Here is a 26,941-nt window from a genome sequence, read left to right on the forward strand (position 1 = left end):
GGGGGTCAAACCCGGCCACATTTTTTTTGGCGACGCCTTTGTCACGCGTTCGAGATCACTTCGTGGATAGGGAAACAGCAGTCAACTGAGGTTCCTCGACAAAGCGAACCAGCACGGTGCCGTCGGTTACCTGCGCGCCTTCGGCAGCAATCTCGGCGATAACCCCGTCATGGGGCGCGGCAATGGTGTGCTCCATCTTCATCGCCTCCAGGATCAGCAGCGGCTGGCCCTTGATCACGGACTCGCCTTTGCCTGCACGCACCAATTTGACCAGGCCGGGCATTGGAGCGCGCAGGCTGACGGAAGCGGCGGCGGCTTCGTCGGCTCGGGCCAGCGGATCCGGCACGGCAAAACCGTAGCCGATGGCGCCATCGAAGACCGTGACGTGGCCCGGCCAGCGGGCGAGGCGAGGCGCCGCGCGGAGATCCCGCGAATTGACGCTGTCATAGGGCGCATCCAGCGCCACCTCGAACCGCCCGTCCGGCCGCACCGACACGCGCGCGCCGATCTCCTGCTCGCCAAACTTCAGCAGGGTGCTCCGCGCTACAGCGTGGAAATGCGCATAGCCGGCCAGTGACGACCAGGGATCGTCCGAGGACGGCAAGTCGCGCGCACCGGACGCGGCAAGTGCCGCGGCGGCAATCGTCTCACCGCTCGGCGGCGGAACCGCCGTCAACGCCTGCTGGTGCCTGGCGATCAGGCCGGTATCGACATCGCCCGCCGCAAAATCCGCATCAGCGGCCAGCGCGGCAAGAAAGCCAGTGTTGACCGTCGAGCCGGCGATTTCGGTCTGCGACAGTGCCGTGCCAAGCGCGATGAGCGCCGTCCGTCTGTCCTTGCCATGAACGATCAGCTTGGCGATCATCGGATCGTAGAACGGCGAAATCGCATCGCCAGCGCGTACACCGGTTTCGACGCGCATGGTCGCACCCTCCGGTGCCGGCTGCGGAAATTTCAAATGGTGCAAGGTGCCGGTCGCCGGCAAAAACCCTCTTGCCGCGTCCTCGGCATAGATGCGCGCCTCGAAGGCGTGGCCGGAGAGCGCGATCTCGCTCTGCGTCTTCGGCAGTTTTTCGCCGGCGGCTACCCGCAACTGCCACTCGACCAGGTCGATGCCGGTAACCATTTCGGTGACGGGGTGCTCGACCTGCAGACGGGTGTTCATTTCCATGAACCAGAAACGGTCGGCCTTCAGACCTTGCGAGGCATCGACGATGAACTCGATGGTACCGGCGCCGGAATAGTGGATTGCCTTGGCGGCTTTCACCGCCGCCTCCGTCATCGCCTTGCGCAGTGCCGGCGTCATGCCGGGGGCAGGCGCCTCCTCGATCACCTTCTGGTGGCGGCGCTGCGCCGAGCAGTCGCGTTCGTGAAGATGCACGGCGTTGCCGAAATTGTCACCAAACACCTGCACTTCGATGTGGCGCGGCTTGTCGACATATTTTTCCACCAAGACGCGGTCGTCACCGAACGCGGCTTTCGCCTCGCGCCGCGCGCCCGACAGTGCTTCCGAAAAATCATCGGGATGCTCGACGCGCCGCATGCCTTTGCCGCCGCCGCCGGCGCGCGCCTTGATCAGTACGGGGTAGCCTATCTCGCGCGCCTTGGAGGCGAGCAACACGATCTCCTGCCCTTCGCCGTGATAGCCCGGAACGACAGGCACGCCGGCCTTTTCCATCAGCCGCTTGGCCGCGTCCTTCAGTCCCATGGCACGGATCGAGGCCGCCGACGGGCCAATGAAGATCAGCCCCGCCGCGACCACCTGGTCGACGAAATCGGGGTTTTCCGAAAGAAAGCCGTAGCCCGGATGGATAGCCGCGGCACCTGTGGCCAAAGCCGCCGCGATGATCTTGTCGCCGCGCAGATAGCTTTCGTTGGCGGGAGAGGCGCCGATATGCACCGCTTCGTCGGCCATTTCGACATGCAGGGCGTGAGCGTCGGCGTCGGAATACACGGCGATGCTGCGCACACCCATCCTGCGTGCCGAGCGGATCACCCGGCAGGCGATCTCGCCACGGTTGGCGATCAGGATCTTGGCGAACATCGGGCCTCCACAGGCAGAGCTGCCGCCAACGGCGCGAATTCTCGTCACGCGAACTGCGGCAATGCCCTGCTTTGTAGTCTGGCGGTCAAAGGGTAGGCAAGCGAGGCCTGCCTACTTTGAGGCCGCGATTTCGCAAGCTCCCCCGGTCGTGACCCTGTAACGGTCGCGGGTGACCTGGCAGGATTTCATCGCCATATCCTCGGCAGCCTTTTGCGAGGCGCATTCAAGCGCGAGCCGCACAGGATGTACAACGAACGCACCCGGGAATACGGAGTGGTCGCATAAGCTGAATGGCCGCTGGCCGCGACATAGGCCTTATATGCCTTGGTGCATGGCCGATCCGCGGTCGCCGGAAAATACGGGTAGAAGCGGACGTCGCCCTTGCTTCCAGCCAGCGATTCCGCCGCGCCGACATTGGGGCTCGAGATTAGAAGCAACCCGGTTATTAGCGAGAAGACTGCTTGTTTGACGCTTATAGATTTCATTTTTCCCACCCATTGAATATGTCGAAGGCCGACGAGTGTCGGTCTATTTGGAGGCAGCTATGGCGCAGGCCCCTGCAGTCGTGACCTTGTACTTGCTGCGCGCGGACTGGCAGGATTTCAACGCCAGCGCCTCCGCAGCCTTCTGGGATGTTGCATTCAGATAAGCACCGCAAATAGTGAATTCGGTTGCCCAGTTGAATGGCGTCATCGCATAGGCCGAGTGACCGCCAGCCGCCACATAGTCCTTGTAATTCTTGCCGCAGCCTCCGATTGTACCCGGTGCAAAATAGACCGGAAAACGGCTGTCGCCCTTGCTTCCCGCCAGCGATTCGGCGGCGCCGACATTCGGTGCAGAGGCCACAAGCAGTGCAAGTACCGACATGGCTGCTCGCTTGATTGATAAAGATTTCATTGCCAAACCCATTTGAACCCCAAACACTGAAATATATTCGCCTACTTGGAGGCAGCGATTTCGCAGCCGCCGCCTGTTGTAACTCTGTAACTGTTGCGGGCGGCCTGACAGGATTTCAACGCCAATTCTTCGGCAGCTTGCTGTGACGGTGCATTCAAGCGCGAGCCGCAGATGATGTACAGAAAACGCACCCGGGAATACGGAGTGGTTGCATAGGCTGAATGGCCACCGGCCGCTACATAGGCCTTATAGGCCCTGGTACACGGATCCTTCGGGCTCTGCGGCAAATAGGGATAGAAACGGGTCTCGCCCTTGCTTCCCGCCAGCGACTGCGCTGCGCCGATGCCAGGGGTCACTAATATAAGCAACCCTGCAAGTAAATGCACAGTTGTTCTCTGAAAAACGCGCCGCCTCATCTTCGCCCAATCCCCATTGGTATTTGCGATGATCAATAGCCGTGATTCTTTCGTCTGGCCAGATCGAGAAGCAAAAAATAGTCTGGAGATGTGGTGGGTTGTCTCCCGCGCAGGGTCACACCCTGCCGAGTGCAGCGACGACCCGCTGATACAATTCGGCCGTCGGCTCGTCGAAGCAGCAGAAAATGACGGTTTCCGGAGCGATGTTCTGGCCGATGAAGGCGCTCACGGTCCCGACAGCAATTTGCGTCGCCTGATCCTTCGGATAGCGGTAGGCCCCGGTCGAGATCGCAGGAAACGCCACCGTCCGGCAGTCCTTTGCGGCGGCGATTTCGAGCGACCGGCGATAGCAGGAGGCGAGCAGTTCGGCTTCTCCTTTGCTGCCACCTTGCCAGACCGGCCCGACCGTATGAATGACGTAGCGCGCGGGCAGCCTGTAGCCCTTGGTGATTTTTGCGTCTCCGACCTTGCAGCCATGCAAGGTCCGGCATTCTGCCACAAGCTCGGGGCCGGCCGCGCGGTGGATAGCGCCGTCGACGCCGCCGCCTCCGAGAAGAGAGGTATTGGCGGCGTTGACGATGGCATCGACCGCCAGCTTCGTGATGTCGCCGGTTTGAATGCGAATCCTCTGGCCGATTTCGCTCATCTCACATCCTGAACACGCCGAATTTTGTCTCCTCGATCTCGGCGTTGAGCGCGGCCGAAAGGCTGAGCGCCAGCACCTCGCGGGTCTTGGCCGGGTCGATGATGCCGTCGTCCCAGAGCCTTGCCGACGAATAGAGCGGGTGTCCCTCGTGCTCGTACTTCATCAGGATCGGCTTCTTGAATTTCGCTTCCTCCTCAGCGCTCCATTCCCCGCCCTTGCGCTCGATGCCTTCGCGCTTGACCACGGCCAGCACCGTTGCCGCCTGCTCGCCGCCCATCACCGAAATGCGGGCATTCGGCCACATCCACAGGAAGCGTGGCGAATAGGCGCGTCCGCACATGCCGTAATTGCCGGCACCGAACGAGCCGCCGATGATCACGGTCACCTTCGGCACCTTGGCCGTTGCGACCGCCATCACCAGCTTGGCGCCGTCCTTGGCGATGCCGCCGGCCTCGTATTTTCGCCCGACCATGAAGCCGGTGATGTTCTGCAGGAAAATCAGCGGGATCCTGCGCTGGCAGCACAGCTCGATGAAATGCGTGCCCTTCAGCGCGCTTTCCGAAAACAGCACGCCATTGTTGGCGACGATGCCGACCGGCATGCCGCTGAGATGGGCGAAACCGGTGACCAGCGTGGTGCCATAATTCTGCTTGAACTCATCGAACTCGGAACCGTCGACGGTGCGGGCGATTACCTCGCGCACGTCGTAGGGCTGGCGCAGATCCGTCGGCACGATGCCGTAGAGTTCATGTGGATCGTGAAGCGGCGGAATCGATTTCTGTAAGGCAAGGCTTACAGTCTTGTTCCGATTCAGGTTTTTGACGATACGCCGGCATATGGCCAGCGCATGCTCGTCGTCGAGCGCATAGTGGTCGGCAACGCCGGAAAGCCTTGTGTGCACGTCGGCGCCACCGAGGTCCTCGGCGGTGACATCCTCGCCGGTGGCCGCCTTCACCAGCGGCGGCCCGCCGAGAAAGATGGTCGCCTGGTTGCGCACCATGATTGTCTCGTCCGACATCGCAGGCACATAGGCGCCGCCGGCCGTGCACGAACCCATGACGCAGGCGATCTGCGGAATGCCGGCGGCCGACATGTTGGCCTGGTTGTAGAAGATGCGGCCGAAATGATCGCGGTCGGGAAACACCTCGTCCTGGTTGGGCAGATTGGCGCCGCCGCTGTCGACCAGATAGACGCAAGGCAGATTGTTCTGCAATGCGATCTCCTGTGCACGCAGATGCTTCTTCACCGTTAGTGGATAATAGGTACCGCCCTTCACCGTGGCGTCATTGACGACGACCATCACTTCGGTGCCTTCGACGCGGCCGATGCCGGCGATGAGGCCGGCCGAAGGGATGTCCTCGCCATACATCGACCATGCCGCGAACTGGCCAATTTCGAGGAAGGGCGAGCCTGTATCGAGCAATTGGGCTAGGCGTTGCCGCGGCAGGAGCTTGCCGCGGGAGACGTGCCGCTCACGCGCCTCTTCCGAGCCACCGCCCTCGATGGCGGCGGCTTTTTCAGCAATATCGGCGACCAGCGCCCGCATGCGCTCGGCATTGCCGCGGAAAATATCGGAGGCGGGCGACATCTGCGAGGTGAGGGGGGCCATGGCGCTACCGGATCAGCTCGATCTTGCAGCCGACATCGAGGTCGCCCCAATCGCGATCAGCGGTGACGGCAATGGCATTCTCGCGAATTGCCAGCGCCAGGCAAGCCCGATCGCCCAGCGACAAGCCGCGATGCCGCGTCAATTGGCGAAGCTGCCCGGCGGCGATGCCCATCGCGTCGTCGAAAACGGCGATCGGCATGCCGAGACTGGCGAGGTCGTCCGCAGCCTGTTCCATGCTGCGTCCCTTGTCGATCAGTTTGGCGATGATTTCGGCCGCATTGACCGAACTGCATTGTGCATCCGGCGCGAACCCCAAAGCATTATCGGTGCCTTGCTCGTTGAGCAGGATTGCGAGCGCCGCCGAACTGTCCATGACATAGGGCTTCATTTCGCCCGCTTTCCCGTTGTCCCTTCGGCGTGAAGCCGGTCGAGACGCTTGTCGCTTCGACGCTGCTCTTCCCGACGCTCCTTCAGAAATTCGTCGACGATGCTTTCACCGGGCTGTTTCAGCGCCGACAATTCGGCCTGGACGCGTCGCAGATTCTGCAGCCACGATCTTACCCGCAGCTCGCCGTTCTCGACATGCAGGATCATGTCCTCGCCAGGCTTCACGCCCATCTCCTCGCGCATCGCGGCAGGAATGACGAAGCGCCCGCCCTCGCCAAGCTTGACACGCTCGCGTTTCGCCGGAGCACGAAGCTGTGGTTGGCGAGCACCGGCATCGAACCGTGCTTGCGGATCTTCGTCAAATCCGGACCTTCCCGTTCTGCCCGCCATGGTCCGCCTCGCCTGGATTGTGGCACATTACCCGAAGTATGCCACATCGTGCGGCTTCTGGCAAAAGCTCAAAAGAATGCCATTAGGCGCTCTCGGACATGATTTCTCGTCCGATCAGCCAGCGACGGATTTCGCTGGTGCCGGCGCCGATCTCGTAGAGCTTGGCGTCGCGCAAAAGCCGGCCGGTCGGGTAGTCGTTGATGTAGCCGTTGCCGCCCAAAAGCTGGATGGCGTCGAGCGCCATCAGCGTTGCCTTTTCGGCGGCGAAGAGAATACAGCCGGCAGCATCCTTGCGGGCCGTCTCACCGCGATCGCAGGCGGCGGCTACGGCATAGACGTAGGCGCGCGCCGCGTTCATCGTCGCATACATGTCGGCGAGCTTGCCTTGCACCAGCTGGAATTCGCCGATCGGCTGGCCGAACTGCCTGCGTTCATGCACGTAAGGGATCGCCACGTCGAGGCACGCTGCCATCAGCCCGACCGGCCCGCCGGCCAGCACGGCGCGTTCGTAGTCGAGGCCCGACATCAGCACCTCGACGCCGCGCCCTTCCTCGTGCAGCACATTGTCGAACGGCACTTCGACATCCTCGAACACCAGCTCGCCGGTGTTCGAGCCGCGCATGCCGAGCTTGTCGAGCTTTTGCGCCACGGAAAAACCGGCAAAGGCTTTTTCGACGATGAAAGCGGTGATGCCGCGCGAATTGAGTTCCGGATCGGTCTTGGCGTAGACGACCAGCGTCTCGGCGTCCGGCCCGTTGGTGATCCACATTTTGGTGCCGTTGAGCACATACCGATCGTTGCGCTTTTCGGCGCGCAGGCGAAGCGACACCACATCAGAGCCGGCACCCGATTCCGACATCGCCAGTGCGCCGACTTTTTCGCCGCTGCAGAGCGAAGGCAGATACTTTTCCTTCTGCGCCTGCGTTGCCCAGCGGTTGATCTGGTTGACGCAGAGGTTGGAATGAGCGCCGTAGGAGAGGCCGACCGAGGCCGAGGCGCGCGAAATCTCCTCCATCGCCACGACATGGGCGAGGTAGCCCATGCCGGTGCCGCCGAAATCGGGATCGGCGGTGATGCCGAGCAGGCCGAGCCCACCGAGCTCCGCCCACAGATGCGCCGGGAATTCGTTCGAGCGGTCGATTTCGGCGGCGATCGGTGCGATCTTTTCCTGGGCGAAGCGCCGCACCAGGTCGCGCAGCGCGTCGATGTCTTCGTCAAGCCCGAAGTTGAGCGTATGCGTGTACATGCCGTTCCTCCCGGCGCACGATCCCGAAATCGGGATCATGCGCGAAATCAAGTTGCTAGAGCGTCCTTTGCGCGCCCGAATAGAGGCGCGGCGTCGTAGCTCGTTGACGCGCCATCGCTCTTTGCTCCAACAAGGCGCATTGTCATTGCCAGATATGTAGCGGTGACTTCGGCGATCGACAGCCGTTCGCCCGGCCGGAACCAGACGATGACGCCGGTCATCATCTGGATCAGCGCCATGGCGGTGAGCCCGGTGTCTTCGATGCTGAATAACCCCGCTTCGACGCCGTCGCGCAGGATGGCGCGCAGCTCCTTCTCGTAGGCCGTGCGCATGCGCAGGATCTGCGTGAGTTTTTCATGCGACAGGCTGCGCAGCTCCATGTTCGAGACATGGGTGGAGTGGCGGCGTTCGATATGGAAAGCGATGTGGTTTTCGACATAAGCGGCAAGCCGCGCTGCCGGATCAGCGCCGACAGGGCGTGTTGCGCGCCACGCCTCGATCAAGCCTTCCATATGCTCACGCATCAGCATGAACAGAAGGTCCTGCTTGGTCGGGAAGTAGCGGTACAGCGCCGCTGCCTGGACGCCGACCTCGGCCGCCAGCTGGCGCATCGACATCGCCTCGTAGCCGAGACGCGCAATCAGGCTGACTGCCGCCTCGCGGACCGCAGCTTCGGTCTTCTCTCCGTCGGAACCGGTCGTACGCGCCATGACAAGCCGCCTTTTCGCGGAAAATAAAACAAACGTTCAATTAATTCAAGAGGCGCGTCCGGGCAGGGCAATGGCTTCAGATTTGCTCTATCTGCACCCTCGAGAACTTTGTGCGATGGAAGCGAATGAGCAGGACCATGCCTTGCTAGGCAACAATCCTGAAATCGGCCGACATGTCGCGAGCCTCGATCTCCTCGACATCGACCTTCGAAACCGCTGCCCCTGGGGGCCCTTGCCGAAGCCGTTCGATCATTGCCAAGACCGCCGCATCGGTCCCTGCAATCAAGGCTGTCACCGAGCCGTCAACTTCGTTGCGCACCCACCCGGCAAGGCCAAGCGCCGACGCCTCGCGCCGCGCCCAGACCCGGTAGCTGACGCCTTGCACCTTGCCGTAAATGCGTACCTGCACAGTCCGGTCGGTCATCACGCTCTCCATCCTCTGAGGCGAGTCTGGCGCATCGCCGTGCAAATTCAACCGCGTTGCCGCCGGTCAGCCACATAGGGCGAAGGCTCTTCAATTCCCTCGCGCTGCCGCCAGCGCGCCAGGCAGTTCCTCGGCAAAGATGTCGAGCTCGTGGTCGAGGCCGACACTGACCCGGATGCAGCGGTCGAGAACCGGCACCATCGGCTTGCGGATGAAGACGTCGCGTGACAACAGCGCCTGCAGCACTTTCAGTGCGAAAGCGCCGTCGCGGCCGCAGTCGATGGTGACGAAATTGGTCGCCGAAGCCAGCGGCTTCAGCCCGTTCGCTTCGGCTGTTGCGGCAATGCGTCGACGGCCGGCGGCGACCCGCGCCACCACGCTCTCCAGCCAGGCCTGATCGGCAAGCGCCTCGACACCGGCGATCTGCGCCATGCGGCTGACGCCATAGTGGTTGCGGATCTTCTCGAAGTCCCGAATCACCTGGGCCTCGGCCACCGCATAGCCGCAGCGTATGCCGGCCAGCCCATAGGCCTTGGAGAATGTGCGCATGCGGATGACGTTCGGCCGCGCCATATCGATCGGCGGCAGCGCTGAGGCTGGCCCTAATTCGCCATAGGCTTCGTCGAGTACCAGCATCGTGGTCTCCGGCAAGGCTTCGATGAAGCGGCTGAGCTCGGCGGCTTCCCACCAACTGCCCATTGGATTGTCCGGATTGGACAGGTAGACCAGTGGCGCCTTTTCCTTGGCCACTGCCGCCAGCAGGCCGTCGAGGTTTTCCCGATCGTTCTCGTAGGGCACTGCGACCAGCCGGCCGCCGACGCCGGCAACATGAAAGTTGAAGGTCGGATAGGCGCCGCGCGAGGTCACCACCGCGTCGCCGGGCGCCACATACATGCGCGCCACCAGGCTGAGCAGCCCGTCTATGCCTTCGCCGATGACGACGTTTTCGGCGCCGACGCCGAGATGCCCGGCGGCAGCTACCTTCAAATCGTGATTATCGGGGTCGCAATACATCCACATGTCGCCGGCAATCTCAGCCATGCGGGCAATGACGCGCGGGGAAGGGCCAAAACTGCTCTCATTGGCGCCGATGCGGGCGCGAAAGGCGCGGCCGCGATCACGCTCCTGCGCCTCCGGGCCGACAAACGGCACCGTGGAGGGAAGCGCGTCGATGAGCGGCGTAAGGGGAGGGCGCAGGCGCATGATAGGGCTCGTTCGAAAGGGGGCCTTCTTGCTAGCCTGCCGGCTTGGCCTGCGCAAGTTCCGCGGCAGGCGGGAACGTCAGGCTGGATTCTCCCGGATCATTTTGCTAGCGAGACATGATGAGCAACCGACTGCCGCCCGCCTGGTCCAAACATATAATGTCGCGCTCGGCGCCGAAAGTGGAACCGCCGAAAGCCAAACCATTGTCGCGGGCGCAGGCCGACGACATGCTGCTGAAACAGGCATATGACTTTCAGCAGGCCAAGCGGTTGGCCGAGGCTAAGGAACTGTGCCGTCGCGTGTTGGAGCGCACGCCCAACCATCCCTTGGCATTGTATATCATGGGCACGCTATTCATCGGGCTCGACGATGAAATTGCATTGCGATATTTGGCGTTAGCCGTCGGCGAGGAGCCTCTAAACCCCTATTACCACCTTAGTCTGGGTGAAACCTATCTGAAGGTCAGCGAATATTCGCCCGCAATCACGCATATCCAGCAGGCCTTGAAGTTGAAGCCGGATTTGCTGGAAGCGCTTTGCGCGTTGGGACGCGCTTACGTCGAATTCGACAAGGCCGACATAGCTCTGCCGCTTTACGAGAGAGCGCTCAAGATCAACCGCGATCATCCCCGCGTTCGGGCGGGATTGGCCAGCGCCCTCATCGGTCTCGGCCGCATGGACGAAGCCGAAATCTATCTGAAAGAGGCGATCGAACGTCGCATAGCCATGCCAGCCGCCTATAATGAGCTTGTGCGCACGCGCAAATTCACTGAAGAGCCGGCGGAACTTAAGTCCATCTTGCGCGAGCTTGGCAACCCAAAGCTTGACCCGGACAGTGCGATGACACTTCATCACGCTGCCGGCAAGGTGCTGAACGACCTTAAGCGCTACGACGACGCGATAGATCATTTCAAGAAAGCCAAACAGGTCGCCGGCTATAAGTTCGATCTGGAAGCCTATCGCCGCTGGGTCGACTCCACGATCGAGTTCTTCAACCCGGATATGTTGGCTGCCAAGGCGGGTTATGGAAGCCCATCGGAAGTGCCCGTGTTTGTACTGGGCATGCCCCGCTCGGGGACCACCCTGACCGAGCAGATTTGCGCGAGCCACCCGGATGTTCACGGCGCAGGAGAACTCAGCAAGCTAAGACGAACCGCAAATGCTATCGGCCTTACGAGGCTTTCGGCACAGGGCTTGGCCCAATCGATCGTGCCGATCACCCCCGACCTAGCCAAGATGCTGACCGAGGGGCACCTGTCCTACCTTCGTGAGCGTGCGCCGACCGCACTTCGCATAGTCGACAAAATGCCCCAGAATTTCGAACTGATAGGCCTCATAGGCCTTCTTTTCCCCAACGCGCGGATTATTCACTGTCGCCGCGACGCCATCGACAATTGCCTCTCATGCTTTTTCCTGAATTTCTCCAAGGGACACAGCTACATCACCGACCTGCAAACGCTCGGGCTGTATTATCGTGAATATGATCGCCTGATGCGACATTGGGACAAGGTTTTTCCGGGACGCATCTTCGAAAGTCGCTACGAGACGCTGGTTGCGGATCAGGAGGCACAATCGCGCCGTCTGATCGATCATCTTGGATTGCCCTGGGACGATGCCTGCCTGCGCTTCTTCGAGAATGACGGTTCGGTCAACACGGCCAGTCGCTGGCAGGTTCGGCAGCCCATCTACAACTCGTCCATCAAGCAATGGAAAAATTATGAGAGCAAGATCCAGCCGCTGATTGACGCCTTGGGCGACCTGGCCGAACTTTGAAGAAGTAGGTGCGACAAGGCCCGTTAGAACGAGCAATGTAAGCGAAGCATGCCGCCGACGCCGGCAATATGAAAATTGAAGGTTGGGTTGGCGCCGAGCGAGGTCACCACCGCGTCGCCGGGCGCCATACATGCGCGCCACCAGGCTGAGCAGCCCGTCTATGCCTTCGCCGACGACAACATTGTCGGCGCCGACGCCGAGGGGAGGGCCCTCGCTAGCCTGCCGGCTCGCCTCGCGCAAGTTCCGCGGCAGGCGGAAACGTCAGGCTGGATTCTCCCGGATCATTTTGCTAGCGAGACATGATGAACAACCGACTGCCGCCCGCGTGGTCCAAGCATGTAAAGTCCCGTTCGGCGCCGAAAGTGGAACCGCCGAAAGTGAAACCGCCGTCGCGCGCGCAAGCTGACGACATGCTGCTGCGACAGGCGCTCGAACTTCAGCAAGCCAAGCGGCTCCCGGAGGCGGAAGAATTATGCCATCGCGTTCTCGCCCGCACGCCCAACCACCCGCTTTCGCTCTATATACTCGGCACGTTGGGCCTCGGTGTCGACGATGAGTTGGCTCTCAAATATTTTGCGCGGGCAGTAAGCCAGACGCCTCAAAATCCATATTTCCACCTTAGCCTGGGAGAGGCCGGTCTGAAACTTGGCGACAGCTTGCTTGCGATCAGGCACCTGCAGCGCGCCTGCGAATTGAAGCCCGATCTGGTGGAAGCGCTTTGCGGACTGGCGCGTGCCTACGTCAACTTCGACAGGGCCGAGATGGCTTTGCCCCTTTACGAGAAGGCGCTAAAGATCAACGGCGACCATCCCATGGTCCGGATTGGTCTGGCTGGTGCGCTCACCGGCCTCGGCCGCATGGACGAAGCCAGAGCCTATCTCGATCAGGCAATAGAACGTCGCGTCGATGTTGGGGCAGCCTACAATTACCTGGTCGACACGCAAAAGTTCACCGAAAAACCTGCCGAGCTCGATTCTATCCTGCGCGAATTGTCCAATCCCAGGCTCGAACCGGTTGCTGCATCGCAGCTCCATCACGCCGCAGGCAAAGTGCTGAACGATCTCGAGCGCTATGAAGAGGCGATGGATCACTTCAAGAAGGCGAAAAAGGCCGCTGGTCACGATTTCGACCTGGAGCACTACCGCCGAAGTGTCGATTCCATGATCGAGATATTCAGCCCGTCATTATTGGAAGCCAAGGCTGGCCACGGCAGTCCGTCCGAAGTGCCTGTGTTTGTGCTGGGCATGCCCCGGTCGGGGACGACGCTGACCGAGCAGATCTGCGCGAGCCATCCGGATGTCCATGGCGCCGGGGAGCTTACGAAGCTGCGGCGAATCGCGAACTCGATGGGCTTTAGAACACTGTCGGATAAAGACCTGCGCAATTCGATCATGTCGATGACGAGGGATCAGTCGAGGGCGCTGGCCGAAGAATACCTGTCCTATCTGCGCCAGCACGCGCCCGGCGCACTCCGCATCGTCGACAAGATGCCGCACAATTTCGAGTTTATCGGCGTGATCGGAATTCTCTTTCCCAACGCGCGCATCATTCATTGCCGCCGCGATGCCATCGACAATTGCGTGTCCTGCTTCGTCCTACATTTCACCAAGGACCACGGCTACAACGCCGACCTTGAGACACTCGGCCTATACTACCGCGAATATGATCGCTTGATGCGGCATTGGAATGAGGTCTTTCCCGGACGTATATTCGAAAGCCGCTACGAGACGTTGGTTGCGGATCAGGAGACACAGTCGCGTCGTCTCATCGATCATCTTGGATTGCCTTGGGACGATTCCTGCCTGCGCTTTTTCGAGAAGGACAGGTCGGTCAATACCCCCAGCCGCTGGCAGGTCCGGCAGCCGATCTATACATCATCGGTCAAGCGCTGGAAAAAATATGAGAGCGCAATTCAGCCGCTGATTGACGCCTTGGGCGATCTGGCTGAAATTTGAACAAGTAGATGCGCCCGATCGGCCGAGGTCGATCGTGACTTGCTGTCGAGATACATTGATCCGGTAGGCCAGCTCTTCAGATCGGCCCAAGTTTTTCTTTTGCACGAACAAGCGTGCGGAGCGAGCATTGCATTCGACCAGCCCTGCGATCGGCTGCTCAGCAGCAGCCTGCATTATGCGTCGAGAGTTGACAGCTGCGTCGCGCCGATACGAAGAACCCGGCGGTTGCCCGCCGGGTTCAATCTCAATCTAGCTCGGACTGTTAGAATGAGCGCTGGAAGCGGAGCATGCCGCCGACGCTGTCCTTGTCGTCGGCATTGGTCCAGTTGCGATCGTAGGCTTTGTCAAACTGACCGTCGCGGGCCCAATCGACTTCGGCAGTGATCGTGAGACCGGGAACGATATCGTAGGCAATGTTCGCAGCGACGCCGTAGTTTTTGTCATCGTCAGCCGAGGCCTGGAGATTGAACGAGGTCTTCTCGTTGATGGTGTAGGTGCCACCACCCCAGACTGCCCAGTTGCCGCCCCACTGCTTGTAGAAGTTGCGGTCGATGTTGTCGTCAGAGCCGTAGCCGGCCATGATGAACAGTGTCAGGTTCTGTATCGGCGTAACGTCGACGCGAACCTTACCGGCCCACTCTTCCCAGGTGCTGTCATAGGCGGCGACACCGGTGATCGAGCCCCAGCCCTGCGTGTATTTGATACCGCCGACAACATACGGGACATAGCTGTCGATGGAATCATTGCCGCTGTTGCTGTCTTGGAAAATGCCAGGATCAGCGGCGGCACTGCCCGAACCGGTTTCCAACGAAGCCACGGCCGAGAAGCCGTTTCCGGCATCGAAGTAATACTGGACGACGTTGGTGTCGAAGCCGCCGTAGGGGACCAGCGTATCCTGGATGACGTTGCCGGCGTAGCCGATGAAGGTATCGAACGCCGATTCGTCCTTACCGACGCGGAGACCGCCAAGCTGGACCCAGGCAAAGTTCAGCGAAACGCTCGTACCGCCATTGAAGTTGTCATCAAGGTAATCGTTGTGGTTACCCCAGTTGAAGCGTGTCTCGGTGTAGGTCTTCAAGGTGCCGAGCTCGGTTTCCTGGCCGGTCCAGGTCTTGAGCGTGAAGCGGGCGTGCTTGTAGTAGGTATCCTGCGAGTCGCCGTCCTGCTGATCGGTAGTCTTTGCACCGTCAAATGAGCCGACGTCACCGATGCCGATGTCATAGCGGACGTAGCCGCCGATGCGCAGGCAGGTCTCGGTGCCGGGGATGTAGAAGTAGCCGGCGCCGTAGACGTCGCAAATCTTGACGTATTCGGCGGGTTCCGGCTCGGCGACCACAACAGCGTCGGCGGCGCGCGCACCGGAGACCGCGACGAATGCCGCGGCTGAGCCGAGAAGAAGGCTCTTGATATTCATTTTCTGACCTCCAGTCAAAAGTTAAAAAACGGGTCTGGGTATTCTTTGCTGAAGGACAGCGTTCCCTGCCCCATCCCCACTACCGAAAAAGATGCGCACCGCGCCGCTCCTTCAAACCCGACATTACCCATGAGACGGCGGCGTTCAACCACGATCGTACCGGCAAAAGGTTTGTGTTGGCGCTATACCCCGGCGTTGTTGCACAAATGACACGATTTGGCCTCACTCCGAAAGCTCCCGTTAACCAACGGCCCTTCGCAAGCCGTTGCAAACCGCGGATTCCGGCGATGGTCGGCCCGAAATGTGACCATGGCCCGAGTCGCGAACCAGGGAATTGCCGTAGAATCGCCACATCGCCGCGCGGCGCTTTGGCGAAGGGTCGATTTTTCAAGGATAATAGCGTCAGCTTGTTGATTGTGCCGGCGCTTTTCTTTATCCACCGGCGCAACGGAGAGGTGGCCGAGTGGTCGAAGGCGCTCCCCTGCTAAGGGAGTAGAGGTCAAAAGCTTCTCGTGGGTTCGAATCCCATCCTCTCCGCCACCCCACGCCCTGCGGGCTTCGGGTGGCAGGCCACCCGGACCCGCATTTTGGGCGTAGGGTGTCGCCCGAAGCTACGAAGTAGCGTAGGGGGACCATGTGGTACGTCTATTTCCTGCAACTTCGTAACGGCGATGTCTACGTCGGGTCGACCAACGACCTTCGGCGCCGTTTCGAATCGCATCGATCAGGCTATGTGACTTCGACCAAGGCCTATCTGCCTGTAACTTTGAAGGCCTACATCGGGGTTGAAACCGAGGCCAACGCACGGCAACTCGAGCGATATTTCAAGACCGGTTCGGGCAAGGCCTTTGCGAGTAAACGTTTTTGGCCGACAGGGCCTCGCTGACGGCCTTAGGACCTATCCATTTGAAATATAAATAAAAACAAACCCAACGAGCTGCTTTTCGCCGACCTCCGTCCCGATTCTGACTGGAGGTCAGAAAATGAACATCAAGAGCCTTCTTCTCGGCTCCGCTGCGGCACTGATCGCAGTTTCCGGTGCGCGCGCCGCCGACGCCGTCGTCGTCGCCGAGCCGGAACCCGCTGAATACGTCAAGATCTGCGACGTCTACGGCGCTGGCTACTACTACATCCCCGGCACCGAAATCTGCCTGCGCATCGGCGGCTATGTCCGCTATGACATCTCCGTGGGCCAGGCTGGCTCGTTCGACGGCGCCAGGTACCAGGACCTGTCGGATGCCTTGGATGGTGAAGACAACGTCAACGACGGCTATTACAAGCAGGCTCGCTTCACGTTGAGGACCTACACCGGCCAGGAAACCGAGATGGGCACCTTGAAGACCTACACCGAGACCCGCTTCAACTGGGGAACCGGTTATCAAGACGTGCCTGGGTTCGACGAGCACTTTTCCAGGTTTGGTAGCAGAGGCGTTTCGCTGAATTTCGCCTGGATCCAGCTCGGTGGTCTTCGCGTCGGTAAGGACGAAACAGCCTTCAACACGTTCACCGGCTACGCCGGCAACGTCATCCAGGATACGATCGTTCCCTACGGCGGCTTCGACACCAATGTCGTCCAGTACTACTTCGATGCCGGCAACGGCTTCTCGGCCGTGGCGTCGTTGGAAACCGGTGAAGGCTTTATCCTTAACAGCGCCAATACTGCCATCACTCTCGGTCACGACTCGGTCGACAGCTATGTTCCGTATGTCGTTGGCGGCGTGAAGTACACGCAGGGCTGGGGTTCCATCAGCGGTGTTGTTGCCTATGACAGCAGCCTGGAAGAATGGGCCGGCAAGGTTCGCCTCGACGTGACGCCGATGCAGAACCTGTCGCTGTTCCTGATGGCCGGCTACGGCTCTGACGACAATCTCCCGCGCAACTTCTACAAGCAGTGGGGCGGTAACTGGGCAGTCTGGGGTGGTGGCACCTACACCATCAACGAGAAGACCTCGTTCAACCTGCAGGCGTCGTATGACGAAGCCAAGGAAGCTGGCGTCGCGGCCAATATCGCCTACGATATCGTTCCCGGCATGACGATCACGGCCGAAGTGGACTGGGCTCATAACAGCCACCACATCGATAGCGACTCGCTGCCTGGCTATGAATACAACTGGACCGGCATCCCGGCGGACAAGAAAAACGCCGTTGGCGGCTTCCTCCGCTTCCAGCGCTCGTTCTAAGGGCTGGACTTAAGGCAAGTGAAATCCAGCCCGGGCGCTTTAACGCCCGGGCTGTTTGTGTTTTCGCGACTGGTAGCAAACAGAAGGAAAAGGGGGTTCGGTAGCTGAACAGGGTTGTGGAACGATGTCGTTGGGATCCGCCAGTGGTGGATGAGATCGGTCGCAGCGCTTAAAACTCTTGAAAGGGCACCGCCAAGCAGGTAGGTCTAGGCCTATCCACTCGGGGGTGTGGCGAATAATGACGAACGATGCGATTCAAGAGGGAGGAACCTCTGATCATTTTTCGATGTTTTCTTCTCAAACTGCAAAGATAAAATACAGTTACAACAAGATACGAGAAGTAAAGTCGCATAGGATCGGAGAACTTTTTTCAGCATACCGGGATATACTTTGGGATGACGGGCGGCATAAATACAATGTCAGCTCCTTCATCGGCGAAATAGACGAGATCCTCCTTGGGGAGCGTTTCAGCGCCTTTGACCAAAGCACCCTCGACAATCTTATCGGCACCTTGCGCCAGCGCGGCAACAGCAACGCAACCATCAACCGGAAGATGGCTGCCCTCAGCAAACTGCTGCGCAAGGCTCACAAGATGGGAGATATCCACAGCCTGCCCGAGTTCCGCCGCCAGAAGGAGCGGGCGGGACGGATTCGTTTCCTCGAAAGGGACGAGGAGGCCCGGCTGTTCGCTGCCATCAAGAGCCGCAGCGAGGACGCTTATCGGCTTTCCGTCTTTCTCGTCGACACCGGTTGCCGCCTCGGCGAAGCGCTGGGTTTGATCTGGAACGATATCCAGGAGCACCGCGTCAGTTTCTGGATCACCAAATCCGGCCGCAGCCGCACCATTCCGATGACCGAGCGGGTAAAAGAGGTGATCAAGCTGCCGGCCACCGAGGGCCGCCGGCCCAAAGGCCCGTTCACCAAGCTCAGCCAGGCGCAGTTTCGCGCCATCTGGAACGATGCTAAGGCCGAAGTCGGGCTTGGCGCCGACGATCAGGTCGTGCCGCATATATTGCGCCATACTTGCGCCTCGCGTCTCGTCCAGGGCGGCATCGACATCAGGCGCGTGCAGATGTGGCTCGGTCACCAGACGCTGTCGATGACCATGCGCTACGCCCATCTGGCCACCAACGACCTCGATGGCTGCGTCACTGTGCTGGAGACGCCGCGGTGCAGTGGCGCGGACAGTGGCGGCGCAAGCGCTTTGTCTGCTCCACCTCCGGCAAGGCGAGAGCCAAAAAGCGAGCCGGCCGCAAGCAAGGCCCCAAAGCCCGCAAAGAGAAGCGCCAAATCCTGACGGATCTGACGTGAGACATCAGCCCGCTCAGGGTTGCGCTGCCCCTCATTGCCCTGCCGGGCATTTCTCCCCGTATAGCGACGGGGAGAAAGGCGCCCTTGCGAAAGATTTCGCTAATCCCCAGCGTTGCAGACACCTCCCTTCTCCCCGTCACTATACGGGGAGAAGGTGCCGGCCGGCGGATGAGGGGCAGCGCCGACATCGATAAAATTATTTCACCGCTAATTCCAACGGAACTATCAACGGCCGCCGGAATGCTTTGACCGACGCAAAACCTGCGCGTGAATTACTTCGCTCGGTCGAGCTTTACTTCTAACCACCCCGCTGCTCCGCCCGATCGAAAAAACCAGCGATCCTGCCCGGCAGGATCCCGGACTCCAAAAACGGTGCATGCCCCTGGCCGTCGGCAGTGATCGTCTCGATATCGGTATGGCGCGTCCGCATCTGCTCGAGCGTTTCGGCGGACAGCAGCTTCGAGTTGGCGCCGCGTATGACGAGCATCGGGATGGCCGCCAGCGCGTCGAACTGTGGCCAAAGATCTGGCAGCGGCCGGCTGGGATCGAGCCCCGCCAGCGTCTCGACCAGTTTCGGATCGAAATCGGGCAGAAATCCCTCCTCGGTCTCGCGGTAGAGGGCTGATGCCATCCGCTCCCAATCCGCATCGGTCAGCGTCGAAAAATCCGCGCCATGGGTGCCGCGCAGGCCGCGGACCACCTCCGCGTACGCCGTTGGCCTGGGCGCGGGGTCGAGATAGGAGCGGATATGGGCGAGACCTTGCGCCTCGATCACCGGGCCGATGTCGTTGAGGACGATGGCCTTCAGCACGGCCGGCCGCATCGCCCCGAGCACATGGATGATCAGTCCGCCGCGCGACGTCCCAATGAAGGCAGCCTCCTCGATGCTCAGCGCCGCCAGCCCGGCGAGAATATCGCCCGCTTCGATACCGACATTGTAATGGCCGATATCGGCATCGTAGGCGGACTGCCCGCGCCCGCGATAATCGAAGGCGACAACCCTACGCCTCGCCTGCGTCGATAGATAAAGCGCCAAATCGTGAAAATCACGGCAATTGCGGGTCAGGCCAGTCAGACAAACGACTGGCCAACCGCCGGGATTCGCTTCGCCGTAGATGCGGGCGTGCAGGGACAGCCCGTCCGGCGCGGCGTAGAAGAAATCGGAAAAACCCTGCTCGATTGGCATGTAGACTCCGTTCCTCTCACCGCCGGATCGCTTCGACTGCTACAGGCGAGGGGCAGGTAAGGTCAAAATAGGGAAGGCGCCGGCGTTGGAGGTCCCTCAACGGGAAGATTGGCTGCCATCGTCGCTTTCGCCAGGTTTCGTAGGATGCAGAAAGGCACTGTCCCCGAAGCTGCCGATCTCCCACTTGGGGGCAGGGCTATTGCAGATGGAAAGTCGAGGCTTTCGCTCTACGACGGACCCCCACCCCTAACCCCTCCCCACAAGGGGGAGGGAGACTTCCGTTGGCACTGACCTCGGCAAATTGCCTGCCTTTCGGCGCCAAAAGGGGAAGTAAGGGCATGCGGCAGCATTCCCTCCCCCTTGTGGGGAGGGTTAGGGTGGGGGTCCATCTTCGTAAGAATCCAAATGCGATTGCCCTGCGCTTGGGGGGATGTCTGGTGATTGGCAAGGAGGGCAGGACAGAGCGGGCCGCTGTCCCGCCAACTCCACGTCCGGAACCTTCATAGCCAGAAACAAAAAAACCGCCTCGGTGGGCGGGTCGTTGGAGCCAATTAGCACCATGCCGAAATTAGTAGCATAGCTGCCGGCACAAAGCAAGAACAAAATACGCCGTGGCCGACAAATTCGCGTTTCTTCGTAGCCTGACTCGGTTTGAAGCCCGGTCGTCACCCCCGGCCGTTCACCAAGTCCCCGACAATGTCATATTTGCCGGAGATACGCATCTTGTAGACCTCGTAATTCTCCATCACGCGCTGAACGTAACTTCTTGTTTCCGTATAGGGAATCCGCTCGATCCAGTCGACGACTGCATCGACGTCCTCGCCGCGCGGGTCGCCGTATTTCGCCACCCACTGGGCGGCGCGGGCGGGGCCGGCATTGTAGCCGGCGAAGGTCAGCACGTAGGAGCCGTCGAAACGGCCGAGCTGCTCGCCCAGAAAGGCGGCGCCCAGCGTTGCATTGTAGCCGGCATCGGTGGTCAGCCGCGCCTGCGAGAAAGTCATGCCGGCCTTCTTCGCCAATTGCTTGGCCGTGCCTGGCATCAGCTGCAGCAGTCCGCGCGCGCCGGCGCTGGAGACGGCGCCGATGTTGAACTCGCTTTCCTGCCGGGCAATCGCATAGGCCAGCGCCTTGCCCGAGCCGGAGACGTTGGCGGTGTCGGGAATGACGCCGAGCGGATGCGACAGCGCGCCTACGTCGATGCCGCGGGCGCCGGCGATCTTGCCGACCTTCAGCGCCATGAAATGGTTGCCTTGTCTTTCCGCCAACACCGCAAGCAGCGCCAGTTCGCCGGGGCTGTTCAGCTGCCCGGCAAGGTCGCGGTAGAGGGTTTCGGCATAGCGGTCATAGCCTGCCTGCTGCAGCCGCTCGATGGCGCTGGCCGCCTCGCGGGTGGTAAAATTCCGGCGGTCGGCGGCACTTGGCTGGGGGTAGACGATATTGAGGGTCTGCCGGCCGACACGCTCGCCGGCGAGCTGGCCGTAAAAGGTCGTGCCGTAGCTAGCGGCACGGCTGAAAAAATCCTTGGCATTGCCGGGCCCGCCGACTTCGGCGGCACGGCCGAGCCAGTAATAGGCGCGCGACAGCGACATCGGCCCTTGGGCGAGCTCCGCGATTTGCGCAAAATGCTTGGCGGCGGTGCTCGGGTCGTTGAGGCCGCGCAACGCGTACCAGCCTGCATGGAATTCCGCCTCGGCGGCATTGGCGGGACTTTCGGCGGCATGCGCGGCGACTATTCTGTAGGCGGTCTTCATGTCGCCCTGGTCGACCAGCTCGCGCGACAGCACCCGGCGTTCGACCCACCAGGCGTCCGCATCGACCAGAGCGTCACGATCGCCCGGCGCCTTCATCACCAGCGCGGCTGCGTCGGAAAATTTCTGTTGCTTGCGCAGATATTCGGCTTCGGCAAAGAGATAGCCGACCGCCCGCTGCGCTGCCGGCACCGCCTTCAGCAGCTTGGCCGCGTTCTTGTCGCCCTTGCTGACCGCCGCCCAGGCGTCGGCCAATTGCTGGGCGCCGGCGAGACCGGCGACGCGTAGCGCCGAAGCGACCCGGTCGGCATAAAACATGCGCTCCATGCGGAAGCGATGGTCGGCGGCCGGGATCAGCGCGCCGAACTCGCGGATGACCGCCGCCTCGTCCCCGGCTTCGAGCTTTTCGGTGCGCCAGAATGGCGACAGCACCGAGCGCGCCGCCTTGGTATTGCCTAGCGCTACATAGGAGCGCGCAAGGATCACCACGCCCTCGAAGGTCAGCGGCTGGCTGCCGTCGAACGCCCGCACCACGACCTGTGGCGCGGGGTTCTCGCGATAGAGCGCGCGCTCGCTGTTCTTGCGCAAGGCGATCGTGCCCGGCCAGTTCGGCAGCATCTTCGCGGCATCGGCGATGTCGCCGCTCGGCACCTGGTCGCCGCCATAGAGCGCAATCGCCCAGGCAAGGATGTGCCGATCGAGCGATTTGGCCGGCAGCGCTTCGCGCACCTGGCGCGCGCGCTGAATGTCGTTTGCCGCAAGCGCATCGAGACCGCTCTTCAGCGCCGCGACGCTGGCGGATGGCGAAGGGGACTGCTGCAGTGCATCGTTCTGCGGCTCCGTCATCGGGATCGCCGACGTGACCTGCCCATCGACGCTGCCGCCGATCGCCGCGCCGGGGACCAGCACAACGATCGCGCCGAGAAGCGCGAAAAGATGAGGCCGCCTGGTCGGCATGGATTTGGTCATTTCCAATTCTTCGATGCTACCACTGGCACAGATGAACTGCAGCCTATTCGTCTGTGATGAAGGGCCCGTAAAGAAAACCTTATCGAGGTCGTTCGAATTGCAATTGCTGGCGCAATGCTTGCCGCGCAACAATGTCGAGACTATGGTGCGCCGCTTCGCTTTCGGCTAGAAGGCGCGCACGACAAACACCTACAGCGCCGCGGGTCTTCTCAGACGCGCAAAGGACGTTGTAGCAATTTAAATTTGGCGCATAACCCTTTCCGAAATCGACTGCGATTTTCGGGGTCATGCGCTAGTCCCAAGGAGTTGGACGACATGCTAAGAGGCTCGCTGACCGCGCTCGTCACACCGTTCGAAAAGAGCGGCCGTTTCGACGAGAAAGCCTTTCGCGCGTTCATCACCTGGCAGATCGCCGAAGGCACGACGGGCGTGGTCCCGGTCGGCACCACCGGCGAGTCGCCGACGCTGTCGCATGACGAGCACCGCCAAGTCGTCAAGGTTTGCATCGAGGTCGCCAAGGGCCGGGTTCCGGTCGTCGCCGGCGCCGGCTCCAACAACACCGAAGAGGCGGTCGGCCTGGTCCAGTATGCCGAGAAGGCGGGTGCCGACGCGGCCCTTGTCGTCACGCCCTATTACAACAGACCGACACAGCGCGGCCTCTATGCGCATTTCGCCGCCGTCGCCAAGGCAACCAGTCTGCCGATCATCATCTACAACATTCCGCCGCGCTCGGTGGTCGACATGAGCCCCGAGACGATGGGCCAGTTGGTGCATGACTTCAAGAACATCGTCGGCGTCAAGGATGCCACCGGCAAGGTCGAGCGGGTTTCGGAGCAGCGCGCCACCTGTGGCAAGGATTTCATCCAGCTCTCCGGCGAAGACGCCTCGGCGCTCGGCTTCAACGCGCATGGCGGCGTCGGCTGTATTTCTGTGACGGCAAATGTCGCACCCAGGCTTTGCGCTGAATTCCAGGAGGCAACGCTTTCCGGCGACAGCGCCAAGGCGCTCGACCTGCAGGACCGTCTGTTGCCGCTGCACAAGGCGATTTTCATGGAGCCCGGCGTTTCCGGCGCGAAATATGCGCTGTCGAAGCTGGGCAAGGTCGAGAACGTGCTGCGCTCGCCGCTAATGACGGTCGAGCCGTCGACCGCCGAGAAGATCGACGCGGCGATGAAGCACGCCGGCTTGATAAACTAGGGATGAGGCGCCACCTCTCCGCATCATGAATCAAGTCAGAAAAGCCGATCCCAACAACAAGACCGTTGCGGAAAACCGCAAGGCGCGGTTTTCCTATGAGGTGCTCGACACGATCGAGGCCGGCCTGGTGCTGACCGGTACGGAAGTGAAATCGCTGCGCCAGGGCCAGGCCAATATCCAGGACAGCTACGCCTCGGTCGAGGGCGGCGAGATCTGGCTGATCAACTCTTATTTGCCGGAGTATCTGCAGGCCAACCGCTTCAACCATGAGCCGCGCCGCCGCCGCAAACTGCTGCTCAACAAGCGCGAGATGGCAAAGCTGGCGCAAAGCGTCGACCGCGAAGGCATGACGCTGGTGCCGCTGAAGATCTACTTCAACGACCAAGGCCGTGCCAAGCTGCTGCTCGCCGTTGGCCGCGGCAAGAAGCTGCACGACAAGCGCGAGACCGAAAAGCAGCGCGACTGGTCGCGCGAGAAGGGCCGGCTGCTGAAGGAGCGAGGGTGAGGAGCGGTCCGCGAAGCGGAGGAAAAGCCAGCGATTTGGCTTTTCGAGCGACGAACGCCCGGAGCCTTAGCGGCGGGCGGGGCGGACCAAAAGGGATAGGTCTCGTTTGAAAAACCGGATCGTCTTATGGGGCGCGGCCGGTCTGCTCGTGGCGGGCCTCGTTCTGGCCGGCGGCTATACCTACTTCCAGACGTTTTCTCCGGACCGCCGCAAATATCCGGTCAGGGGCATCGACGTCTCCCATCATCAGCGGCAGATCGACTGGCGGCGTGTTGCCGCCGACGATGTCGCCTTCGCCGTGATCAAGGCGACGGAAGGCGGCGATCATGTCGACGATGCCTTCGCCGCCAATTTGCGCGCGGCCCGCGCCGCCGGTCTTGCCGTCGGTGCCTATCATTTCTTCACCTTCTGCAGATCGGGTGCGGATCAGGCACGCAACTTCATCTCGGTGGTGCCGCACAATCAGCCTTTGCTGCCGCCGGTGGTAGACATCGAGTTCGGCGGCAATTGCCCGCAGCGGCCAACTCCCGAACAGCTGAGCGCCGAACTCTCCGCCTTCCTCGGCCCGGTCGAGGCGGCGTTCGGCAAGACGGCGATCCTCTATGTGACCGACGAGGTGGCGCAAGCCTATGCCGGGCAGCTAGCCAGCCGCCCGCGCTGGCTGCGTTCACTGGCGCTGCGGCCGGGCCATGACAACTGGATCTACTGGCAGTATCACAACCGGGGCCGCGTCGACGGCATCAGCGGCGACGTCGACCTGAATGTTCTCCAGGGCGGACCTGCGACGCTGGCCGCATTGTTTGCCGCAGCGCCTGAAACGACAGCGTCGGATTGATGCTATTCCCGTCCACCAAAACACCCTCTCATATCGCAGGCGGCGCCGTGCTAAGTACATTTGATGCCGGAGCGCCCTTCATCAACCAATGACAGCAACGCCCCGCCTGCTGCGACGGACGGCGGCGACCCCCGCCTGGCATTTGTCTATGCGGAGGCGGTGCGTGGCCTCCAGCACCAGCAGGGCGTGGTTGAAAGTCTCAATACGCGCGCCGGCAATCTGATCTTCGCAACCGCGTTCGCGAGTTCTCTCCTCGGAGGCAGGGCGCTCCTGGATGGCGTGGGGCCTTGGGACTGGCTGGCGCTGATATTGCTTTTTCTTATCGGGCTGCTGGTCGCGATTATGGTGTGGCCGTATTATAACTATACGTTCCGTTTCGATCCAGAGAAGCTGCTCCAGGACTTCGTCGATCAGCACCCTCCCGCAACCCTGGACGGGATGCACCGAGCGCTTGCGCTGCGCATCAAATCCGACATGGCCAGCAATTGGCGGATCATCCAACGCCTGCGCGTCGCGCTGCAGCTTGCACTGTTTCTGTGGTTGCTGGATCTCCTGGCCTGGTTGTTCGCGATCGCCCGAATCTAGGGCTCGTGCCCTGGCGGGCGTCGTCCGACTCTATGTCTTCAGAAAAGCTTCTATCTGACTGAAGACGTTGACGAACATCGCTTCCGTCAACACGCCGGTATTGGTGTTGTAGCGCGAGCAATGATAGCTGGAAAACAGCGTGATGCCATTGGCCTGCTGCTGCCCACCATGCCGGAACGGATAGGCGGCAACGCGTTGGCCGAGCGCCCGCACGGTCGACTGGTGCGCGATCGAGCCAAGCGCCAGCACAGCGCGCAGATTTGGAAATCGCGCGATCGTCGGCACCAGGAACGTCCGGCAGGTCGCTATCTCGGCGCCAACCGGCTTGTTGTCCGGCGGCACGCAGCGCACCGCATTGGTAATCGCCGTACCGACAAGCTCCAGCCCGTCATCCGGTCGCGCTTTGAATTCGCCGCGCGCAAAGCCGTGCGCGATCAGCGTGTTGTAGAGCAGGTCGCCGGCAAAATCGCCGGTGAAGGGGCGCCCCGTCCGGTTCGCCCCGCGCAGTCCAGGCGCCAGCCCGACGATCAGCAGACGCACTGCGTCCTCGCCTTCCGGCGGCAAAAAGGTCGGCACCGGCGCGTTGAACCAGGACGGCTCGCGCCGCCGCCACTCGGCGATGAAGTCGTGCAACCGCGGGCAGAGCGGGCAATCGCGATCGGGTTCGGGGGAGACGACCAGGGGAGCGGTCAAGGCAACGACCGTCAATAGTCTTCCTCGTCGACTTCGGCCGGTTCGGGCCGGCGCACCGGCCGCTCCGACGGGTCGCGGCCGACTTCATTCTTGAGCGTCATCAAGTCGATGAAATGGTCGGCCTGGCGGCGCAGATCGTCGGAGATCATCGGCGGCTGCGAAGCCATGGTCGAGACGATCGACACCTTGCGCCCGCGCCGCTGCAGCGCCTCGACCAGCGTGCGGAAATCGCCGTCGCCCGAAAAGATGACATAATGGTCGACGACATCGGCAAGCTCGAGCGCATCGACGGTCAGCTCGATATCCATATTGCCCTTAATCTTGCGCCGGCCGGTCGAGTCGGTGAATTCCTTGGCCGGTTTGGTCACCACCTTGAAGCCGTTATAGTCGAGCCAGTCGATCAGCGGCCGTATCGAGGAGTATTCCTGATCCTCGACCAGCGCGGTGTAGTAATAAGCGCGCAGCAGATAGCCGCGTTTCTGGAAGCTCGCCAGAAGTTTGCGGTAATCGATGTCAAAGCCCAGCGCGCGCGAGGTGGCGTAGAGATTGGCACCGTCGATAAAGAGAGCGATTTTTTCACGAGGATCGAACATGGAAAATGTCCTTTTTCGAAATAAGC

At 61.2% G+C, this 26,941-nt stretch carries 25 protein-coding genes, 1 tRNA gene and 1 pseudogene; 10 read left to right on the forward strand and 17 right to left on the reverse strand.

The window, feature by feature from the left end; translation table 11 throughout:
• Positions 1–55 precede the first annotated feature (55 nt).
• The 11 genes from NKI39_RS17295 to NKI39_RS17345 form a co-directional block, all read right to left on the reverse strand.
• Positions 56–2,044 (reverse strand): acetyl/propionyl/methylcrotonyl-CoA carboxylase subunit alpha, encoded by a 1,989-nt coding sequence (locus NKI39_RS17295; protein ID WP_352833184.1) that lies wholly within the window; start codon positions 2,042–2,044, stop codon positions 56–58.
• Positions 2,045–2,572: 528 nt separating this feature from the next.
• Positions 2,573–2,953 carry a hypothetical protein gene (locus tag NKI39_RS17300; protein WP_352566154.1) on the reverse strand — a complete coding sequence of 127 codons (381 nt, stop codon included), beginning with the start codon at positions 2,951–2,953 and terminating at the stop codon, positions 2,573–2,575.
• 29 nt (positions 2,954–2,982) lie between these two features.
• On the reverse strand, positions 2,983–3,357 hold the full coding sequence (locus NKI39_RS17305; protein ID WP_352566208.1) for a hypothetical protein: 375 nt from the start codon (positions 3,355–3,357) through the stop codon (positions 2,983–2,985).
• 115 nt (positions 3,358–3,472) lie between these two features.
• Positions 3,473–4,003, reverse strand: a complete 531-nt coding sequence (locus tag NKI39_RS17310; RefSeq protein ID WP_352471028.1) for an O-acetyl-ADP-ribose deacetylase — start codon at positions 4,001–4,003, stop codon at positions 3,473–3,475.
• A 1-nt stretch (position 4,004) separates the two neighbouring features.
• On the reverse strand, positions 4,005–5,612 hold the full coding sequence (locus tag NKI39_RS17315; RefSeq protein WP_352833188.1) for a carboxyl transferase domain-containing protein: 1,608 nt from the start codon (positions 5,610–5,612) through the stop codon (positions 4,005–4,007).
• Positions 5,613–5,616: 4 nt separating this feature from the next.
• A complete protein-coding gene (locus NKI39_RS17320) occupies positions 5,617–6,000 on the reverse strand; it encodes a type II toxin-antitoxin system VapC family toxin (RefSeq protein ID WP_023677795.1) in 384 nt (127 codons plus the stop codon).
• Positions 5,997–6,389 carry an AbrB/MazE/SpoVT family DNA-binding domain-containing protein gene (locus tag NKI39_RS17325; protein WP_352833191.1) on the reverse strand — a complete coding sequence of 131 codons (393 nt, stop codon included), beginning with the start codon at positions 6,387–6,389 and terminating at the stop codon, positions 5,997–5,999. The genes NKI39_RS17320 and NKI39_RS17325 overlap by 4 nt, the downstream gene beginning before the upstream one ends.
• An 82-nt stretch (positions 6,390–6,471) precedes the next feature.
• Complete coding sequence (locus NKI39_RS17330; protein WP_352833194.1) at positions 6,472–7,635, reverse strand: isovaleryl-CoA dehydrogenase; 1,164 nt, start codon at positions 7,633–7,635, stop codon at positions 6,472–6,474.
• A 47-nt stretch (positions 7,636–7,682) separates the two neighbouring features.
• Positions 7,683–8,345, reverse strand: a complete 663-nt coding sequence (locus NKI39_RS17335) for a TetR/AcrR family transcriptional regulator (protein ID WP_352540763.1) — start codon at positions 8,343–8,345, stop codon at positions 7,683–7,685.
• Positions 8,346–8,490: 145 nt separating this feature from the next.
• Complete coding sequence (locus NKI39_RS17340; RefSeq protein WP_352616858.1) at positions 8,491–8,769, reverse strand: acylphosphatase; 279 nt, start codon at positions 8,767–8,769, stop codon at positions 8,491–8,493.
• Between the two features lie 90 nt (positions 8,770–8,859).
• A complete protein-coding gene (locus NKI39_RS17345) occupies positions 8,860–9,972 on the reverse strand; it encodes a pyridoxal phosphate-dependent aminotransferase (protein WP_352833196.1) in 1,113 nt (370 codons plus the stop codon).
• A gap of 119 nt (positions 9,973–10,091) precedes the next feature.
• Between NKI39_RS17345 and NKI39_RS17350 the strand changes: the two genes are divergently transcribed.
• Entirely contained in the window at positions 10,092–11,744 is a 1,653-nt protein-coding gene (locus NKI39_RS17350; RefSeq protein WP_352833199.1) for a tetratricopeptide repeat-containing sulfotransferase family protein, read from the forward strand.
• A gap of 44 nt (positions 11,745–11,788) precedes the next feature.
• Here NKI39_RS17350 and NKI39_RS17355 read toward each other — a convergent pair.
• A pseudogene (locus NKI39_RS17355) lies at positions 11,789–11,939 on the reverse strand (pyridoxal phosphate-dependent aminotransferase); the annotation flags it as partial.
• Between the two features lie 107 nt (positions 11,940–12,046).
• Here NKI39_RS17355 and NKI39_RS17360 point away from each other — a divergent pair.
• Positions 12,047–13,699, forward strand: coding sequence for a tetratricopeptide repeat-containing sulfotransferase family protein (locus tag NKI39_RS17360; RefSeq protein ID WP_352833202.1), 1,653 nt, complete (start codon positions 12,047–12,049; stop codon positions 13,697–13,699).
• Between the two features lie 262 nt (positions 13,700–13,961).
• Here NKI39_RS17360 and NKI39_RS17365 read toward each other — a convergent pair whose 3' ends face one another.
• Complete coding sequence (locus NKI39_RS17365; RefSeq protein ID WP_352616846.1) at positions 13,962–15,113, reverse strand: porin; 1,152 nt, start codon at positions 15,111–15,113, stop codon at positions 13,962–13,964.
• Positions 15,114–15,562: 449 nt separating this feature from the next.
• Between NKI39_RS17365 and NKI39_RS17370 the strand changes: the two genes are divergently transcribed.
• The 4 genes from NKI39_RS17370 (at position 15,563) to NKI39_RS17385 (ending at position 18,590) form a co-directional block, all read left to right on the forward strand.
• A tRNA-Ser gene (locus tag NKI39_RS17370) sits at positions 15,563–15,653 on the forward strand.
• Between the two features lie 94 nt (positions 15,654–15,747).
• Entirely contained in the window at positions 15,748–15,999 is a 252-nt protein-coding gene (locus NKI39_RS17375; RefSeq protein WP_352833205.1) for a GIY-YIG nuclease family protein, read from the forward strand.
• A 97-nt stretch (positions 16,000–16,096) separates the two neighbouring features.
• Complete coding sequence (locus tag NKI39_RS17380; RefSeq protein WP_352833207.1) at positions 16,097–17,293, forward strand: porin; 1,197 nt, start codon at positions 16,097–16,099, stop codon at positions 17,291–17,293.
• A 238-nt stretch (positions 17,294–17,531) separates the two neighbouring features.
• A complete protein-coding gene (locus NKI39_RS17385) occupies positions 17,532–18,590 on the forward strand; it encodes a tyrosine-type recombinase/integrase (RefSeq protein WP_502898578.1) in 1,059 nt (352 codons plus the stop codon).
• 312 nt (positions 18,591–18,902) lie between these two features.
• On the opposite strand, the gene NKI39_RS17390 is transcribed toward NKI39_RS17385, so the two are convergent.
• Together NKI39_RS17390 and NKI39_RS17395 are read right to left on the reverse strand one after the other, a co-directional pair.
• Positions 18,903–19,790: an alpha/beta fold hydrolase gene (locus NKI39_RS17390; protein WP_352471040.1), complete on the reverse strand. Its 888-nt coding sequence runs from the start codon at positions 19,788–19,790 to the stop codon at positions 18,903–18,905.
• Positions 19,791–20,455: 665 nt separating this feature from the next.
• A complete protein-coding gene (locus NKI39_RS17395) occupies positions 20,456–22,495 on the reverse strand; it encodes a lytic transglycosylase domain-containing protein (protein ID WP_352833250.1) in 2,040 nt (679 codons plus the stop codon).
• Between the two features lie 327 nt (positions 22,496–22,822).
• Here NKI39_RS17395 and dapA point away from each other — a divergent pair, with 327 nt between their 5' ends.
• The 4 genes from dapA (at position 22,823) to NKI39_RS17415 (ending at position 25,629) form a co-directional block, all read left to right on the forward strand.
• The gene (dapA, locus tag NKI39_RS17400; RefSeq protein WP_352540767.1) at positions 22,823–23,704 is read left to right on the forward strand and encodes a 4-hydroxy-tetrahydrodipicolinate synthase; all 882 of its coding nucleotides are present in this window, start codon (positions 22,823–22,825) and stop codon (positions 23,702–23,704) included.
• A 25-nt stretch (positions 23,705–23,729) separates the two neighbouring features.
• Positions 23,730–24,209 (forward strand): SsrA-binding protein SmpB, encoded by a 480-nt coding sequence (gene smpB, locus NKI39_RS17405; RefSeq protein WP_023768487.1) that lies wholly within the window; start codon positions 23,730–23,732, stop codon positions 24,207–24,209.
• Positions 24,210–24,315: 106 nt separating this feature from the next.
• Positions 24,316–25,044 (forward strand): GH25 family lysozyme, encoded by a 729-nt coding sequence (locus NKI39_RS17410; protein ID WP_352471042.1) that lies wholly within the window; start codon positions 24,316–24,318, stop codon positions 25,042–25,044.
• Positions 25,045–25,107: 63 nt separating this feature from the next.
• Complete coding sequence (locus NKI39_RS17415) at positions 25,108–25,629, forward strand: hypothetical protein (RefSeq protein ID WP_352471043.1); 522 nt, start codon at positions 25,108–25,110, stop codon at positions 25,627–25,629.
• Positions 25,630–25,659: 30 nt separating this feature from the next.
• On the opposite strand, the gene NKI39_RS17420 is transcribed toward NKI39_RS17415, so the two are convergent.
• Together NKI39_RS17420 and NKI39_RS17425 are read right to left on the reverse strand one after the other, a co-directional pair.
• A complete protein-coding gene (locus NKI39_RS17420) occupies positions 25,660–26,337 on the reverse strand; it encodes a uracil-DNA glycosylase (protein ID WP_245274739.1) in 678 nt (225 codons plus the stop codon).
• Positions 26,334–26,915 carry a LabA-like NYN domain-containing protein gene (locus NKI39_RS17425; protein ID WP_023677774.1) on the reverse strand — a complete coding sequence of 194 codons (582 nt, stop codon included), beginning with the start codon at positions 26,913–26,915 and terminating at the stop codon, positions 26,334–26,336. Before NKI39_RS17425 ends, NKI39_RS17420 begins: the two co-directional genes overlap by 4 nt.
• Positions 26,916–26,941: the final 26 nt, after the last annotated feature.

The organism is Mesorhizobium sp. M0664 (genome assembly GCF_040320565.1).
In the GTDB taxonomy this organism is placed as follows: Bacteria; Pseudomonadota; Alphaproteobacteria; order Rhizobiales; family Rhizobiaceae; genus Mesorhizobium.

Coding starts and splice junctions, on each gene's coding strand:
- NKI39_RS17310 (WP_352471028.1), bottom strand. CDS start 4,003: ATGAGCGAAATCGGCCAGAGGATTCGCATTCAAACCGGCGACATCACG.
- NKI39_RS17340 (WP_352616858.1), bottom strand. CDS start 8,769: ATGACCGACCGGACTGTGCAGGTACGCATTTACGGCAAGGTGCAAGGC.
- NKI39_RS17360 (WP_352833202.1), top strand. CDS start 12,047: ATGAACAACCGACTGCCGCCCGCGTGGTCCAAGCATGTAAAGTCCCGT.
- dapA (WP_352540767.1), top strand. CDS start 22,823: ATGCTAAGAGGCTCGCTGACCGCGCTCGTCACACCGTTCGAAAAGAGC.
- NKI39_RS17335 (WP_352540763.1), bottom strand. CDS start 8,345: ATGGCGCGTACGACCGGTTCCGACGGAGAGAAGACCGAAGCTGCGGTC.
- NKI39_RS17375 (WP_352833205.1), top strand. CDS start 15,748: ATGTGGTACGTCTATTTCCTGCAACTTCGTAACGGCGATGTCTACGTC.
- NKI39_RS17300 (WP_352566154.1), bottom strand. CDS start 2,953: ATGGGTTTGGCAATGAAATCTTTATCAATCAAGCGAGCAGCCATGTCG.
- NKI39_RS17390 (WP_352471040.1), bottom strand. CDS start 19,790: ATGCCAATCGAGCAGGGTTTTTCCGATTTCTTCTACGCCGCGCCGGAC.
- NKI39_RS17350 (WP_352833199.1), top strand. CDS start 10,092: ATGAGCAACCGACTGCCGCCCGCCTGGTCCAAACATATAATGTCGCGC.
- NKI39_RS17320 (WP_023677795.1), bottom strand. CDS start 6,000: ATGAAGCCCTATGTCATGGACAGTTCGGCGGCGCTCGCAATCCTGCTC.
- NKI39_RS17325 (WP_352833191.1), bottom strand. CDS start 6,389: ATGGCGGGCAGAACGGGAAGGTCCGGATTTGACGAAGATCCGCAAGCA.
- NKI39_RS17385 (WP_502898578.1), top strand. CDS start 17,532: ATGACGAACGATGCGATTCAAGAGGGAGGAACCTCTGATCATTTTTCG.
- NKI39_RS17330 (WP_352833194.1), bottom strand. CDS start 7,635: ATGTACACGCATACGCTCAACTTCGGGCTTGACGAAGACATCGACGCG.
- NKI39_RS17295 (WP_352833184.1), bottom strand. CDS start 2,044: ATGTTCGCCAAGATCCTGATCGCCAACCGTGGCGAGATCGCCTGCCGG.
- smpB (WP_023768487.1), top strand. CDS start 23,730: ATGAATCAAGTCAGAAAAGCCGATCCCAACAACAAGACCGTTGCGGAA.
- NKI39_RS17305 (WP_352566208.1), bottom strand. CDS start 3,357: ATGAGGCGGCGCGTTTTTCAGAGAACAACTGTGCATTTACTTGCAGGG.
- NKI39_RS17380 (WP_352833207.1), top strand. CDS start 16,097: ATGAACATCAAGAGCCTTCTTCTCGGCTCCGCTGCGGCACTGATCGCA.
- NKI39_RS17395 (WP_352833250.1), bottom strand. CDS start 22,495: ATGCCGACCAGGCGGCCTCATCTTTTCGCGCTTCTCGGCGCGATCGTT.
- NKI39_RS17425 (WP_023677774.1), bottom strand. CDS start 26,915: ATGTTCGATCCTCGTGAAAAAATCGCTCTCTTTATCGACGGTGCCAAT.
- NKI39_RS17415 (WP_352471043.1), top strand. CDS start 25,108: ATGCCGGAGCGCCCTTCATCAACCAATGACAGCAACGCCCCGCCTGCT.
- NKI39_RS17345 (WP_352833196.1), bottom strand. CDS start 9,972: ATGCGCCTGCGCCCTCCCCTTACGCCGCTCATCGACGCGCTTCCCTCC.
- NKI39_RS17365 (WP_352616846.1), bottom strand. CDS start 15,113: ATGAATATCAAGAGCCTTCTTCTCGGCTCAGCCGCGGCATTCGTCGCG.
- NKI39_RS17315 (WP_352833188.1), bottom strand. CDS start 5,612: ATGGCCCCCCTCACCTCGCAGATGTCGCCCGCCTCCGATATTTTCCGC.